General features: G+C 69.4%; 11 protein-coding genes, 1 pseudogene and 1 riboswitch. Of the genes and pseudogenes, 4 read left to right on the top strand and 8 right to left on the bottom strand.

Features of this window, described 5'->3' with window-relative positions:
* Positions 1-37: 37 nt before the first annotated feature.
* Complete coding sequence (locus JOE48_RS28280; RefSeq protein WP_409518619.1) at positions 38-2,176, bottom strand: TonB-dependent receptor; 2,139 nt, start codon at positions 2,174-2,176, stop codon at positions 38-40.
* Positions 2,177-2,278: 102 nt separating this feature from the next.
* Positions 2,279-2,476, bottom strand: a riboswitch (cobalamin riboswitch).
* A gap of 252 nt (positions 2,477-2,728) precedes the next feature.
* On the opposite strand from JOE48_RS28280, the gene JOE48_RS28275 reads away from it, so the two are divergent.
* The 3 genes from JOE48_RS28275 (at position 2,729) to JOE48_RS28265 (ending at position 4,448) form a co-directional block, all read left to right on the top strand.
* A complete protein-coding gene (locus JOE48_RS28275; RefSeq protein WP_210034900.1) occupies positions 2,729-3,313 on the top strand; it encodes a cell wall hydrolase in 585 nt (194 codons plus the stop codon).
* A gap of 232 nt (positions 3,314-3,545) precedes the next feature.
* Complete coding sequence (locus JOE48_RS28270; RefSeq protein WP_210034895.1) at positions 3,546-3,746, top strand: hypothetical protein; 201 nt, start codon at positions 3,546-3,548, stop codon at positions 3,744-3,746.
* Positions 3,747-4,040: 294 nt separating this feature from the next.
* Positions 4,041-4,448, top strand: coding sequence for a hypothetical protein (locus JOE48_RS28265; protein ID WP_210034893.1), 408 nt, complete (start codon positions 4,041-4,043; stop codon positions 4,446-4,448).
* A 392-nt stretch (positions 4,449-4,840) separates the two neighbouring features.
* On the opposite strand, the gene JOE48_RS28260 is transcribed toward JOE48_RS28265, so the two are convergent.
* The 4 genes from JOE48_RS28260 to JOE48_RS28245 all read right to left on the bottom strand — a co-directional run bounded on the left by JOE48_RS28260 (position 4,841) and on the right by JOE48_RS28245 (position 8,991).
* On the bottom strand, positions 4,841-5,386 hold the full coding sequence (locus JOE48_RS28260; RefSeq protein ID WP_210034892.1) for a transglycosylase SLT domain-containing protein: 546 nt from the start codon (positions 5,384-5,386) through the stop codon (positions 4,841-4,843).
* A complete protein-coding gene (locus JOE48_RS30625; protein ID WP_312893388.1) occupies positions 5,346-6,149 on the bottom strand; it encodes a flagellar hook-length control protein FliK in 804 nt (267 codons plus the stop codon). The genes JOE48_RS28260 and JOE48_RS30625 overlap by 41 nt, the downstream gene beginning before the upstream one ends.
* Positions 6,150-6,883: 734 nt before the next feature.
* Positions 6,884-8,182, bottom strand: a complete 1,299-nt coding sequence (locus tag JOE48_RS28250) for a chemotaxis protein (protein ID WP_210034889.1) — start codon at positions 8,180-8,182, stop codon at positions 6,884-6,886.
* The gene (locus tag JOE48_RS28245; RefSeq protein ID WP_210034887.1) at positions 8,179-8,991 is read right to left on the bottom strand and encodes an OmpA family protein; all 813 of its coding nucleotides are present in this window, start codon (positions 8,989-8,991) and stop codon (positions 8,179-8,181) included. The genes JOE48_RS28250 and JOE48_RS28245 overlap by 4 nt, the downstream gene beginning before the upstream one ends.
* Positions 8,992-9,123: 132 nt before the next feature.
* Here JOE48_RS28245 and JOE48_RS28240 point away from each other — a divergent pair, with 132 nt between their 5' ends.
* Positions 9,124-10,368, top strand: a complete 1,245-nt coding sequence (locus tag JOE48_RS28240; RefSeq protein WP_210034886.1) for a capsule biosynthesis protein — start codon at positions 9,124-9,126, stop codon at positions 10,366-10,368.
* A gap of 149 nt (positions 10,369-10,517) precedes the next feature.
* Here JOE48_RS28240 and JOE48_RS28235 read toward each other — a convergent pair.
* The 3 genes and pseudogenes from JOE48_RS28235 to JOE48_RS30615 all read right to left on the bottom strand — a co-directional run.
* Positions 10,518-11,681, bottom strand: a pseudogene (locus JOE48_RS28235) (ATP-binding protein); the annotation flags it as partial.
* Positions 11,682-12,218: 537 nt separating this feature from the next.
* Positions 12,219-13,901, bottom strand: coding sequence for an ATP-binding protein (locus JOE48_RS30620; RefSeq protein WP_312893387.1), 1,683 nt, complete (start codon positions 13,899-13,901; stop codon positions 12,219-12,221).
* A complete protein-coding gene (locus JOE48_RS30615; RefSeq protein ID WP_245252991.1) occupies positions 13,805-14,455 on the bottom strand; it encodes a hypothetical protein in 651 nt (216 codons plus the stop codon). Before JOE48_RS30615 ends, JOE48_RS30620 begins: the two co-directional genes overlap by 97 nt.
* Positions 14,456-14,575 lie beyond the last annotated feature (120 nt).

The raw sequence follows: 14,575 nt of genomic DNA, 5'->3' as shown, positions 1-14,575 counted from the left end.
GCCCGTGCGACCGGGCTCCTCGCGGCCAGACAGGCCCTCAGAAGCGGCCCGCGATGGTCAGGCGCACGGCCGTGGGCTCCACCGGGTGGAACACCCGGTCGATCAGCCCCTCGGCCGGCTCGCCGGGCAGCCGCGCGACATACGCGTAGGTGATCTGGTCGGACTTGCTGTTGGTCAGGTTCAGCACATCCAGCGAGACGCTGAGGCCGTTGTCGAAGGCGTAGCCGATCCGGCCGTTGACGAGCGCGGTCGCCCGCGAGCGGATCGCATTGTCCTCGATCAGCGGCCGGGGCCCGAAATAGCGCAATCGCAACGATCCGAACCAGCCGAGCGGCTCGCCGAACGTCACGCCGGCCGACGCGATGGTGGTGGGGGCCTCCGGGACCCGGTTGCCCACCGGGTCATAGCTGGAGAACCGGGCGTTGGTGATCGTCAGATCGCCCTCCAGCGCGAGCCAGGGCGTCACCGCGTAGCGGTTCGTCCACTCGACCCCGAAGCGCCGGGTCGGGCGGCTCGGCTCCGTGGTGCCGGTATCGCCCTGGAAGATGTTCTCGGACGCGAAGTCGAGCCGGAACAGGGCGAGGCTCGTCTCAAGCCCGCTGAGCGAGCGGTTGCGCAGGCCCACCTCGTAGCCCGTGGACGGCACCAGGAACGGCGAGCGGGTGAGGGTGAACAGGGGGCTCGCGGGATCCACCGTGGCGGTGACGCCGCGCGCGTCGTTCGAGTGGAAGCCGCCGCCGTAATTCATGTAGAGCTCGGTGTCGAACCACGGACCGAGCACGAGCCCGAGCTTCGGATTGACGATCCCGTCGGTCGCCTTGCCCGAATTGGCCGGCGTGTCCGAGCGGATATCGGCGAAGTAGCCGTCGGCGCGCACGCCCACGCTCGTGCGCAGCCACTCGGTCCAGCGCACCCGTGTGTCCAGGTACAGCGCGCCGCTCGATTCCAGCACCCGGTCGTCGAGCACGCCTGAGCGGTACTGCCGGAGGGTGGTGTTGAACAGGCCGACCCGGATCGAATCCGTTCGCGTCTGCGCGCCGATTTCGACCTCCAGCGGCCGGCCGAACAGGTCGCCCTGGAAGATGTGCAGCACCTCGCCGCCGCCGAGGATGCGCTGGTCGAGTTGGTGGAACTGGTCGCCGCTGACGGGATCGTTGAGGAAGTAGGTGAAGTCGTTGAACAGGTTCATCTGATAGCGGATCAGGTAGGCCGAGGCCCGCGTCACGCCGGTCTCGTCGGTCGCGCTAAATCGCCCCGAGAGCGAGAAGCGGCTCGTGTTGCCCCCATCCGTGGGGTTGATCGTCCCGTATCGACCGAGCTGGCCCGAGACGACGGCGCGCTCCGGGATCTGGTTGGTGGCGGTCCAGCGGGCCGCGTAGGCCATGCCGGTGATCGAGAACCCATCCAGCGCCGTACCCTGGCTGTAGCGGGCCACCCCGTTGATTTTGCGCAGCGCGTCCGGAACCACCCAGGGCCCATCGTAGACCTGGGCTTCGCCTGCCAGGAGGAGGTTGCCCTCCCCGAGCGGCACGGTTGTGATCGACAGGGCCCGCTTGTAGCCGAACGAGCCGATCGAGGTCAGGGCGACGTTCTTGGCGGTCGTGTCGAGGTAGTCGATCCGCACCGAGCCCGCGGAGGCGAAGTCGCCGTCGCGCACGAAGTACGGCCCCTTGTGGAACTCCACGGCGCCGACGAGCTCCGGGATCAGGAAGTTGAGGTCGGCGTAGCCCTGCCCGTGGGCGTGGGTGCGCATGTTCACCGGCATGCCGTCGACGCTGATGGCGATGTCGGTGCCGTGGTCGAGGTTGAAGCCGCGCAGGAAGTACTGGTTGGCCTTCCCCTCCCCGCTATGCTGGGTGACGATCAGCCCCGGCACCGCCTCCAGCGCCTCGCCGGGGCGCGTCACCGGCCGGCTTTTGAGCTGCGCGCCCGTGATCACGCCGGCGCTGGCCGAGTCCACGGGGAGCAGCGGGCCTCCGATCCCGGTCGTGCCGCCGACATAGCCGGCACTCGCCGACAATCCGAGCCGTGTGGCGGCCGTCGGCTCGGCGGTCACGGAGATTTCTTCGAGCTGCGTCTCGGCGCCGGAGACGAGGCCGGGCCGGTCCTGGGCTGATGTCGCGGAGGTCAGCGCTGCGAAGGCAGCGAGGGCTGAAAGCGCGGACGGACGGGACACGGGACCTCGGGCGGCAGTGGCACGTCACCGCGAACGAGGCCGTGCCGGCCGCTTCCGCGACCGCCTCCGGCATCCCCGGGACACCCCGCCCGGCGGACTTCGCGTGTGACCACGGCAGACGGCAGGTCTCCTGGCTCGCGGGTCGCCGCCCTCGCGTCGTCTTCCCGGGCGCGTCCACCCAGTGACGTGGTGACGCGAAGGCTCACCGCTCACAGTTGCGGGGGCAGCCGCGGTTTTGGGTCGAACCCGCACCGCGTTCCCTTTTGATCCCCGAAGGGAACCGTCGCGGCCACCATCGGTCGGCTGCCCGGAGCAGGTCAACGAGCCGGGCCCGGTTCACGAGCGCTGTGGCCTGCGCACGACAGTGCTGTGCCCGCGCCTCGACCGCCGGACCGAGCCGGGGGCCTGAGCCATGCAGGTCCTCCGTCGCCACATCATCGCCGCGAACGTGCGGTCAAGCTTGACCGAAACTAGGTCGGTGAGGGGCGCCGGCCCGAGCAGCGCGGCCGCCGCATGGCGGATCGAGGCTGAAGGAGCATGGAGCGCAGATGCATGCAGGGTAGCGAGAGGACGAAGATTGCTCCTGTCCTGGGTGTCATCGCGATGACCTGCGCCCTGGGTGCCTGCAATACTGGCACGCCGGTGCTCACGACAGGGTCGATTCCGGGCCACAAGCCGCCGATGGTCGTCAGCGATGCCGAGCGCGATTGTCTCGGCCGGGCCATGTATTTCGAGTCGAACCGCAGCGACGGGGATGGGCTGATCGCCGTCGGCACCGTCGTCATGAACCGGCTGGAGAACGCGATCTTCCCGGGCGGCATCTGCGCCGTGGTCGGCCAGCCGGGACAGTTCGCCCCGGGTGTCCTGACCAAGCCGATGCAGGACAAGGACCTCCAGAAGGTCGCCGATGCGGCCGACGCCGTCCTGGCTGGCGAGCGGCACCCGAAGGTCGGGAAGGCGATGTACTTCCACACCGCGGGCCGGCACTTTCCCTACAACAACATGCATTACGTGGCTGTCGCTGGCGGCAACGCCTTCTACGAGAAGCGCAACCCGCGTTCGGCCCAGCACGGGACGGCGCAGTTGCCGGCCTCCGTCTCGACCTATGCGGCCGCGTCGGGAGCGCCCGCACCGTAGAGCCGAGCGCGGGGCAACGAGACCGCGTGCGCGCGGATCGACGTCGTCTCACCGGCCCGGCGTCTCCGGGACGTCCGGCCGGGGCGCATCGGGGCTTGTGGTTGTACAAGAGCGTCGCCAGCAATGGCGGCCCGGATCGATGCGCGTGGCAGCGCACTTTCGAAGGCCGAGACCGAACTCAGGCCTAGCCTTGAGGTTGTATGCTCGCATTCAACTGAGCGACCCCGCCGCCATGTCCAACGAGGATGGTTTCGACCGCATGGCGCGCGCGGCGATCCGAGCACATCGGCTGATGTCGTTGCACGGCACGCCGATGATGCAGCTCCTTTCGCGCTTGCTTCTGCTGGAGATCGGCCTGGAGATTGCCGCGAAACGCGAGGCGGGCGCCGCCAATGACAATCCGGAAACGTCCGATGACTCGGCCGATGACTGACGGCTTGGAAGCGGTCCGGCACCTGGGCCGTCGCCGGGTCACGGAGACGCCCGGCTCGCGATGGCTACCGCCGCCGAGGGGCAATCAGATCCGTGACCGGCGGCCGGCCGTAGCAGTTTAGGGCCGAATGCCGCTCCGGCGCCTCGTTCGATCGGACGTCACCGACGCAAAGCCATCGAATGCAGTGCCATATCTGTTGATCGACACTTCTACTCGGGCCTGCGGCATTTACACCCGCGTACAGCGGCCTAGCTTGCCGGTAGAAACTACCCACGAATCATGGGCGCCCCACCGATGATCGCCAAACGGGTAGCGCTCGCTGGCGCGCTCCTCCTGCTGAGCATCGCGCCGGCGGCCTCTCAGTTGCGCCGCCCGTTGACCTGTACGGAGGACGTGTCGGTCGGTCTGGATGTGGCGGTCGTCGCGGAGGGCGCGAAGGCGCCGCGCAAGCCCCGAACGTTTTCCCTCGTCTCCAGTGGCGGGCTGCTGACCGTGATCTCCGCTGGCCGCTCCGATTATTACGAGTGCCAACCCGCATCCCCGCGGTTGAATGAGCGCACGCCGCGCAATGCAATCAAGTGCCAGAACGGTGTCTACTTCTTGCTGATTGATCTCAACAAATTGAATTTCGTCGAGGCTCAGCTGAATCCCGAGGATCGCAACGAGGTCAAGGTCAGCTACGGCACGTGCCGCGGGTTATGACGGTCTCGGGTCGCCGTGGATCAGGATCGGGACGGCAGCGGACGGGAGGGGGCTGAGACAGCCGCAACTGCCCGCGCCGATGGAGCGTCGTCCGCAAGTCCCATGGGCCACATCGGAGACCGAGCAGCCCGTCTGCCGCAGCGGCTCCCGTGCCGCCGAACCGTGTCGGCCCGCGCGTGTTGTCGTTTCACCCGGCTCTGACGGGGTGACGAACAGGAGCGGTTCTCAGTGTCTTTCGACGCGTGTCACCGTCGCGAAGTCTGGACTCTCTTGGATGCTATCGGGCGACGTTCGACATCGTCTGCGAAGCCAACCTTCTGCGACCCTGCGCCCTTGCGGAGGCGGGGGTTTCATCGCCCGGGGATCACGGCCGCCGCCCCCGACGCGCAACGTTACCGGCAGAACTGCGCGGCGGCTGGGGTCCACCGGCCGAAACCCGTGGCAACCATGTTGGTCATCACCCGGCAGATGTAGACCTTCTGGGCGGCGTTGTTGTGCGAGCCGGCATGGTAGCGCGCCACCGCCAACGTCCAGCTGCCCTCCCGCTTCTTCAGCTCGCGGAGGAATTGCGTGGCGTAATCGACATTCGCGCGCGGATCGATCATGGCCTCGATCGATCCGAACTTTGCGCCATGGTAGTGGTGGTTGATCTGCATGCAGCCGAGGTCGATCAGGCGCACGCCCCTGCGGCGGGCCTCGGTGAAGTGGGCGATCACGTCCTTCGGCCCGGTCGCGAAGTAGGCGGCTCCTTCGATATTCATGGCGTAGGGCTGGAGCGAACCGCGCTTGCCTGTTTCCGTCAGGCCGACAGCGTAGAGCACGCCGAGTGGAACGCCGTACTGCACGGAGGCGCGACCCATCTCGGCCTCGCAGACATTCGCCGCCGCCGGGACTGCGCTACAGATAAACGCCGCCGTCGCGAGGACGTACCGTTTCATCCGTCCGCTCTCCTTCCCGTCTGTCGGCGGGCAGGGGCTGCTCCGCCTGCCGCTGCCTATCCCCTCCTTGGCCGGGTCGGGCACCGCCGTCGGCGAAGGAGGCTTGGCCCTGTGACGGCGCGCCTCCGGCCCAGGTCCCCCCATCGGCCGGGCGGCTCTGACTGACGGTGACCGACGGTTGATAATGAGCCTGCTTGAGCAGGTCGGTCAGCATGGCCGAGTCCCGGTGCAGCAGCGCCGCCGTCTCGGGCCGCGAGGCACGCAGATGCGTCTCGAGCTGACCGTTCGCGAGCCGCAGCTCCACCGTGACGGTCCCGAGTTCCTCCGGCCTGAGCTGGATCCTGAGCGTCCGCAGCGGCCCGTCCGGTGTCGCCTTGACGGCGGGGTCGCCGGCGACGCGTGTCTCCGACCCGATCGAGCCCGCACGGTCGATCTCGTCCTTGATCGCCGCCGCGATCGTCGGCAGCGACGCGGCGGGCAGGCACGGGCCGGTTCCAGATCGGTCCTGCGCCCCCGGAGCGGGATTGTTGTCCTGCATGCGCCGCTCGGTGGCTTCAAGGATCGTCTTGGCGATCCCGAAGAGCGCCGGGCTGTCCTCGCGAGCTGCGATGTCGTCCTTGTCGAGCCCCGTGGCAGCGGTACGAGCCGCCCCATCGGTGGCGCGGGTCGCCGGCTTGGTTTGGAGACGGGGCACGACGTTCGCCGCCGCTTCGACGTGTTGGACTGGCAAGCCAACCAGACCCGGCTGCGGCTTGTCGGCCACGCCGTCCGCTCCTCCGACCGGGGCCGGCTGAAGCCGAAGGGCGATCGGCTCCGGTACCCCTGTCGCGTCGGATTGAGTCGCGGCATCGGCGGTGCCCGAAAGGGCCGGCGCTGGGGAGGCCGGAAGCGTTGGAAGACGTTGCGCCAGGGCGGTTCGGACCGGCTTGAAGTGAACCGCACGGTCCAGCACCGTGACTTTCGGCCGGCTGCCCAGACCGGATTCGGCGGACAGGGCTACGCCCGCGGCCTCCGTTCTGCTCACCCCAACCCTGACGTCCGGAGCGGATCCGGAACCTTCGGGCAAGGCTGTTGCGCCGGTACCGGTCGCCATCGGGACGCCCTGTGCCCCGGAACGCGCTGTGTCGGAGGGCGGTACCGGAGCGCGCGTCCCGTCTGCCGTGTCGGATGCCGGCGAGGCCGTCGCGAGGGCTGCGCTCAGGATATTGGCGAGAAGCGCAGTGGCATCGGTTGGACCAGGCGGAAACGGAAAGACCGCCTCTGAAGCGGCGTCCGCCCCCTCCCCCTCGCCGACCGCGCCACCCGGCTCGTCCGCCTCAGGCGCGTCGGTCTCGGACCGAGGCGTGGCAGCCACTTTCGAGACCGCACGCATCATGGCTCCGAAGCGGCTCGTCGGCTCCGAGGCCGGCGGCTTCTGGAGGTCGCCCTCCGCTTGGGACGATGCGACCTCCCGATCGGGTTTGGGACTGGGCTTCTGAGCCGTCGCGGTGATCGAGGTCACGGGCTTGCCTTACTGAGGAGCAGATCGATCCGGTCGATCGTGGCTTGCGCTTTCGGGATCAGGCTCGCGGGCTCGCCAGCAGAGTTCGAGACGGCCTGCGCCGGCTTCGTGGTGGCGATGTCGGCCTCCGGCAGACCGGGCCGGCCGGTCAGCCCGCGTCCGATCTCCTCGGCCATCGACAGGGCCGTATCGAGGAGCCCGATGTCGCTGGCCGTCAGCTTGGACCTGTCGAGGGTCCTCAGCGCCTGGAGCCCGGATTGAAACGTCGTGAGATCCACGATCTCGGCGGCGGCCCGATAGAGCCGGCCCTGCATCGCCCCCGGGCTTCCGGGCGCGCAGAGCGCCAGGGCCTTGTCGGCAGCCAGTAGAGCCGAAGCCGTCTTACCCTCTTGGATCGCCGTCCGGGCAATCAGCAGGTAGAGGATCCGCCGGCTTTCCGGACCGAGCTCGCTCAAGATCCTGTTGAGGACCGCGAAGCGCTCCTCATCCCGTCCGACATCGAACTGGGTCAATTGATAGGCGAGACGTTGCCGAAAATTGCCCGCATAGATCGAGTGCGGGAAGCGTCGCAGGTATTGGATCGCCAACGCCTCGAACTTCTTCAGGTTGCCGAGCTGCCCGAGGGCGAAGATCTCGCGGCGCAGGGCGCCTTCCTCCGCCAGGGTCCCCGGCAGCAGCAAGCGGACATCGTCGAGCAGGGTGATGGCCCGGATCGGGTTCTCGGTCACCGTGAGCGACGCCTGTGTGAGCCCGACCGCCGCCGCCAGCGTCGGCGGCAGATCCGCCGTGGCGACATCCCTGAGCAGGCGATTCGCTTCGGCCTCCCGGCCCTCGATATAGGCGAGCGCGCCGCGCGCGAGCGTCGATTCGGGCTCGCCGATTCCGTCCCGAGCGGTGAGGTTCCGCAGGATGGCCGGGCCGCCGCCGCTGAGAGCGAACGTGATCGCGGACCGGAGATTGTGCCGGTCGGCCCAGACCTCGGGCGGCGCGTTCAGGAGATCCGCGTTGATCCGGGCGATCAGCACGGGCTGGCTCTCGTGAGCGGCCAGCGATCCGGCCGCCACGCGATCCTGCAGCAATTGCAGCGTCCGCACCCACTCCACGGGAGAACTCTTCCGCGCCGACGGCTCGGGAACAGGGGGCGCGGCCGGCACGGGGCGTGACGGCGCGGGCTCTCCCGGCCGCGCAGCCGCAACCGACGCGGGGGCCGGTTCCGCGGCGACCGGATTAGCGATCAATGTGGCGAGCAGGCCGAGAACGGCCGGCAGGCCTCGCCCGATCCTGGTCACTCTCATCCCGGAGACCCCTGCAGGAGGATCTCGATCCGCCGGTTCTCGGGCGCTTTCGGATCCGCGGCGTTGCGCGGCGTCCGATCGGCCGCTCCCTCGACGCGCCAGATCCGCGCCTGATCGATCCCGGCCCGGGTGAGCATGTAGGCTGCCATATGGGCGCGCGCCGTCGAGAGCCGCCAATTGTCGTAGACCTCGGAGCGGAACGGACGGTTGTCGGTATGGCCACGGACGACGATCCGCCCCGGCCGCGCAGCGAGCGCCTTGGCGAGTCGCTCCATGGCCCGCACCATCTCGGGTCTGGGCTCGGCCGAGCCCACCGCGAACATGCTGAAGTTCAGGTCGTCCGTCACATTGATCAGGAGCCCTTCCGGCGTGCCCTGCACCTCGACATGGGGGCCGGGCGTGCCGGCAGCGGTAGGCGGGAAGATCTTGGCGATCTCGGCTTTCAGCGCCGCTTGGGCCGCCGCCATATCGGGGCCCGCAGGGCGCTGCCCGTTCGCGGCGGCGTCCTCTGCCCTGACGGCGCTCTCCCGGCCCTCAGGCTTGGCCTCCCCAGGTTTGGACTCTGCCTCCCGGCTCGCGACGGTCCCGGCGCCGCGCGCATCCGGCTTGGCCAGGGTCGGCGGGGGGGCGATCCCGGCGGGCAAGGGACGCTCTGTCCGCGCGGGTGCCAGGGCGGTTACCTGCCAGTAGAGGGGATCGAACGGGTCACGCGGAACCTCGCCGCCCCGGCGTCCCGCTTCGCCGACATCACCGATCGTGGCGCTCTGAGGCTTGTCCGGCTCGCTCGCGGCCGCGAGATTGGCCAGCACAGCGTAGGGATCCTGGAACAGCTCGCGTTCACGGACATGCTTTCGCCGCCTGTGCGTGTCAGTGACCCCGGCGAAGTCTCGGACGCGTCCGGGGATCGCGGGCAGGACAGCTCCACAGTCGAGAAGCAGGCGATGAACATGCACGCTCGGAGAGCCGAGGGGCGGCTTCTCAAGGCAGCCGATCGGCAGAATGGGATTTCGCAGTCGCTGCGGCAGATCGCGCGGGTGCCAAACCTCATGGACCGCAAGAAGGGCGTCCGATCCTACCAGAGCCACATCAAGAGTGATCCCTGGCTTCCGATCCTGTTCGTGCTCTGCTTCGTGCTGCCGACGCTGGCCGGCGGTCTGTATTACGGTCTCCTGGCCTCCGACCGCTACGTGACGGAGGCCCAGTTCGCGATCCGGCCCATGTTCGGGACGGCCGACAAGGCCACGCCCGACGCGGTCGGCACCAATGCCGGCATTCCGAAGGAGATGATCGCCCAGGATACGCTGATCGCGCAGGAATACATCCTGAGCCGTCCGATGCTGGAGGCGATCGAGGCCCAGCTGCCGATCCGCACGTGGTTCAGCAGCGACAATATCGACTATCCGTCCCGCCTCAATCCCGACAAGCCGATCGAGAAGCTCCTCCGTTACTGGAGGCGGCGCGTCAGCGTCGACATCGAATCCGGCACCGGCATCATGACATTGTCCGTCGAGGCCTTCGATCCCGACGAGTCCCTCGCCATCACGCGCGCCGTGATGGACGAGGCCGAGCGGATGGTGAACGCGCTGAGCATCAAGCCGCGCCAGGACGCGGTGGACGAGAGCGCGCGCGAGCTGAAGCTCGCCGACGAGCGCGTGGCGGCGGCGCGCGCAGCCGTGAACGCGCTGCGCAATCGGGAGGGCGTTCTGGACGCGGTGAAATCGAACGAGGTCACGCTCAAGACCGTCTCCGAGCTTCAACTGTCCCGCGCCAAGCTGGCCATCCAGCTCGCGGTCATTCAGCGCGACCTCAGCCCCGAGGCGCGGTCCGTCGTCGATCTGAAGCAGCAGATCAAGGATCTCGATAGCAACATCGCGCGCATCGTGCGGGAACTGGCGAGCATCGATCCTGATCAGAAACGGCGGCTCTCGAACGCGCTGACGCAGTTCGAGGCCCTTGAGAGCAAGCGCGCCTACGAGGAGAAGTATCGTGAGCAGGTGCGCTTGGCCTTCGAGCGCGCGCGCATCCTTGCGGCCCAGAAGGCCGAGGCCTTCGTGCCGGTCGTCCCGGCGATCAGGGCCCAATCATCCACCGAGCCGCGCAGGATCCTGATGACCAGCCTGATCACGGCGGCCGCCGCGATGGTCTTCGCCGCGGCGATGTTTGCCCGGAAGTTGCTGGCTCACTGAGTCGCGGCCAAGCGCTGTGGGCGTCCCTGGAACCGGAGGGCGCGGCAGCGAACAAGGGCGGCGCGGGAAACGACGTGCGTTCGATCGCGCATGGGCCCTTCGCCGCGCGGAGGCGGCTGTGCGGCTGCAGCCAGGCCCGGCGCTGCGACTCAGGGACCCGCGATGATCGCGCGGATCCGCGCACCCGGCGTCTCGATCACGAACGGCTTCGTGAGCACGGCCATCCCCGCCGCCAGCTGGCCGCTGCCGAGGGCCGAGGTTTCCGCGTAGCCGGTGATGAACAGAACCTTCAGCCCGGGCCGCTGCGCGCGTGCGGCATCGGCCATCTGGCGGCCGTTCATGCCGCCCGGCAGCCCGACATCCGTGATCAGCAGGTCGATCCGCACGTCCGATTCCAGCACCTGCAGGCCTGAAGCGCTGTCGGTGACCTCGATCGCCGTGTAGCCCAATTCGTCCAGAACCTCGGTCACCAGCATGCGCACCGTCGGCTCGTCGTCGACGACGAGAACCGTCTCCCCCTGCTCGGCGCGCGGCGCCTGCGTCACGGCTGAGGGCGCAGCCTCCGCGTCCGCGCGCCCCTCGTGACGCGGCAAGTAGAGGCATACCGTCGTGCCCTGGCCGATCTCCGAGGCGATGCGGACCTGCCCGCCGGATTGCTGGGCGAAGCCGTAGATCATCGACAGGCCGAGGCCGGTGCCCTGGCCAATCGGCTTGGTGGTGAAGAACGGCTCGAAGGCCTTGGCCATCACGTCCGGCGCCATGCCGGTACCGGCATCGGTCACGCAGAGGCTGACATACGGGCCGGGTGCCAGGTCACGTTCCCGGGCCTGGCCGGGATCGAGCCAGCGGTTGGCGGTCTCGATGGTGATGCGGCCGCCGTCCGGCATCGCGTCGCGTGCGTTGATGCAGAGGTTGAGGAGCGCGTTCTCCAGCTGGTTGGGGTCGACGAGCGCGGCCCAGAGGTCGATCGCGCCCGTCACAGCGACGGCGATGCCGGGTCCGACCGTGCGCCGGATCAGGTCCTCCATGCCGATGATGCGGTCGTGGACGTTCGTGGGCTTGGGATCGAGCGTCTGGCGGCGCGAGAAGGCGAGCAGCCGGTGGGTCAGGGCGGCGGCCCGCTTGGCGGCGCCCTGCGCGGCCGCCATGTAGCGGCCGATATCGTCGAACCGGCCCTGGCCGATGCGGGTCTGCATCAGCTCGAGCGAGCCGGAGATGCCGGCCAGCAGATTGTTGAAGTCATGGGCAAGGCCGCCGGTGAGCTGGCCGACCGCCTCCATCTTCTGGGCCTGACGCAGGGCATCCTCGGCCTTCAGCCGCTCGCCCACCTCCGCGGCGATGCGCTGTTCCAGACGCTCGTTGAGCGCCTGCAGGGCCTGCTCGACGGTGACGTCGATGATCACGCCCGCCAGCCGCGGGCCCCGCTCGGGCGCCGACGCGAGCCGTCCCATGGCCAGCACGACGCGCTCCCGGTCGCTGCCGGTGACGCGGTACTCGGCCTGGTAGGGGCCCGATTCCGCGATGGCCCGGGCGATCGCCTCCTGCACGCGGGACCGGTCCCGCGGGTGGATGCCCGCCATGAAGGAGGCGAGCGGCAGACCGGCGGCCTCGGCCTCCGCGGTTCACCCCGAACAGCTCCGCGATCGGTCCGAGCACCGCCACGGTGTCGGTGTCGATCTCCCATTCGAAGATGCCGACGCCCCCGGTCGAGAGCGCCGTGGAGAGCCGGTCCTGGCTGATGCGGGAACGCTGCTCGCGGGCCCAGATCGCCCGGTTGGCCTCGCGGCGCATCTCGGCCATCTGGATGTTCGCGTTGACCCGGGCAAGGATTTCGCGAGCCGCGAACGGCTTCACGAGGTAATCGTCGGCCCCCGCATCGAGTCCCTCGATCTTGGCCTCCTCGCCGGCGCGTGCGGAGAGAGCATGATCACCGGAATTCCGGCCGTGCGGGGCTCCTGGCGCACCGCGCGCAGCAATCCGAAGCCGTCGAGCTTCGGCATCATCACGTCCGTGAGGATCAGGTCGGGCGGCGCAGCAATGGCGGCGGCGCAGGCCTCCGCCCCGTCGCCCACGGCCGTCACCCGGTAGCCCTGGCCTTCGAGCAGCCGCGCCACGTAGCCGCGCATGTCGGCATTGTCGTCGGCGAGCAGCACGGCCTTCCCGGCGCCGGCCCGGAAGGCCCCGTTGGGGGCGATCGCGCCGAGCCCGGCCGTCGACAGCGCGCCGGCGGTCTCCATCGGCGTGGCCTCCGGGAGCCACCGCAGCGCCTCATCCAGGTACTCGTGGGCGCGCATGCCGGTGGCGGCCGCATCCGTGCGGGCGCGGACCCGAGCGGCCGGGAGGTGGGCGCGTCCCAGGGGAAGAACGACCGTGAAGGTCGTCCCCCGGCCGATTTTGCTCTTGACCGCGATCTCGCCCCCGTGCAGCCGGACGAGTTCCGCCACCAGCGCGAGCCCGATCCCGCTGCCCTCGAAGCTGCGCCCCTGCGCGCCCTCGACCCGGTAGAAGCGCTCGAACAGGCGGGGGATCTCGCCGGCCGGGATGCCGATGCCCGTATCGGCGACCGAGACGCGGGCCGATCGCCCGTCCGCCGCGGGTTCGGTGGTCACCCGGATGCCGCCGCTGAGCGTGAACTTGAACGCGTTGGAGAGGAGATTGATGACGATCTTCTCCCACATCTCCCGGTCGACGTAGGACGGCAGCGGCAGCGGCTGGCAGCGGACGTCGAGGTCGAGACCGGCGCGCTCCACGGCCGAGCGGAAGCTGGAGGCGATCTCGGCGGTGATCGCGCCCAGGTCCACCGGCTCGAAGGCGGCGCGCACGCGGCCCGCCTCGATCCGCGAGAAGTCGAGCAGGCTGTTGACCAGCCGGAGGAGGCGCGTGCCGTTCCGGTGCGCGAGCTCCACCTGGGCGCGCATGGCCGCGCCGGCCGTGTCGCTCGCCAGCACCTCCTCGAGGGGGCCGAGCATCAGCGTGAGCGGCGTGCGGAACTCATGGCTGACATTGGAGAAGAACGCGGTCTTGGCCCGGTCGAGCTCGGCCAGGGCCTCGGCGCGGCGGCGCTCTTCCTCGTAGGGGTCGGCGCTGGCAATGGCCGCCGAGATCTGCCCCACCACGAGGCTCAGGAAGGCGCTGTAATCCGCGTCGAACAGCCGGTAGGGATTGAGGCCCACGATCAGAACGCCGCCGCGTCCGGTATCGCTGCTGGCGGGTACGGGCAGGAGGACTGCCCGCTCGGACGGGCGGTTCCAGATTCCGGCCACGCCGCCGAGGCCGGCCGCCTCCAGATTCTCGACGACCGACACCGTGTGGCTGCGCGCCACGGACCCGATCGGCCATGGGCCGGCCGCGTCGAGGGCGATCCGGTCGCCGGGACCGGCCGACCCAGGATCCAGGCCGACCCTGGCGGCGAGCTCGGCCACGTCCTGCCCGGGCTCTATGACGTAGAGCAGCGCGAAGGTGATGTCTTGCGGATCGCGCGCCAGGGCGGTCGCGCTGCGCTCGCAGGCGGCCCGCCAGGACCGCGCCTGCACGGTCCGGCGGCCAGCTCCCGCAACAATGCGAGCTGGCGGTCGCCCACGACCCTATGGGTGTCCTCGCTGTTGGCGCAGATGATCCCGCCCGGCTGGCCGTCGTCCCCGGGGATCGGGCTGTACGAGAAGGTGTAGTAGGTTTCTTCCGGATAGCCGTTGCGCTCCATGATCAGGAGCTGCTCCTCGACATAGGTCCCCTCGACGCCGCCCATGGCGGTCGCCAGCAGGGGGCCGATATCGGCCCAGATCTCGCGCCAGACATCCGCGGTCGGGCGCCCCAGGGCCCCGGGATGCTTCCCGCCGATGATCGACTTGTAGGCGTCGTTGTAGAGGAAGGTCAGGCCAGGCCCCCAGCCGATCCAGATCGGCTGCCGCGAGGTGAGCATGATGCGCACCGCGGTCTTGAGGCTCTGGGGCCACGCGGGCGCGGGGCCGAGCGGTGTGACGGCCCAATCGTGGCCGCGGATGCGTGCCCCGAGCTCGCCTCCCCCCGCGAGGAAACTGAGCTCCGGATGGCCTTCGGAGGACGGAAGGTCGGCCAATGCGGTGTTCACAGGCTCGGGCTGCGGCAATCCAGGCGTTTACGAGGGATCGCGCCTGCGCGCCAACTTGATCGGGGGCGGCCCTCCGCCCCGGCGTGACTGCGCGGCCTGCGCCCGGTGCGGGCTCGCGCG

The sequence above is a fragment of the Methylobacterium sp. PvR107 genome, assembly GCF_017833295.1.
Taxonomy (GTDB): domain Bacteria; phylum Pseudomonadota; class Alphaproteobacteria; order Rhizobiales; family Beijerinckiaceae; genus Methylobacterium.
This window is presented reverse-complemented; position numbering and strand designations above follow the sequence as displayed.

Bases quoted from the DNA above. Each gene is read 5' to 3' on its own strand.
- JOE48_RS28250 (WP_210034889.1), bottom strand. From the start codon at position 8,182: ATGAGAGTGACCAGGATCGGGCGAGGCCTGCCGGCCGTTCTCGGCCTG.
- JOE48_RS28265 (WP_210034893.1), top strand. From the start codon at position 4,041: ATGATCGCCAAACGGGTAGCGCTCGCTGGCGCGCTCCTCCTGCTGAGC.
- JOE48_RS28275 (WP_210034900.1), top strand. From the start codon at position 2,729: ATGCAGGGTAGCGAGAGGACGAAGATTGCTCCTGTCCTGGGTGTCATC.
- JOE48_RS28240 (WP_210034886.1), top strand. From the start codon at position 9,124: ATGAACATGCACGCTCGGAGAGCCGAGGGGCGGCTTCTCAAGGCAGCC.
- JOE48_RS28260 (WP_210034892.1), bottom strand. From the start codon at position 5,386: ATGAAACGGTACGTCCTCGCGACGGCGGCGTTTATCTGTAGCGCAGTC.
- JOE48_RS28270 (WP_210034895.1), top strand. From the start codon at position 3,546: ATGTCCAACGAGGATGGTTTCGACCGCATGGCGCGCGCGGCGATCCGA.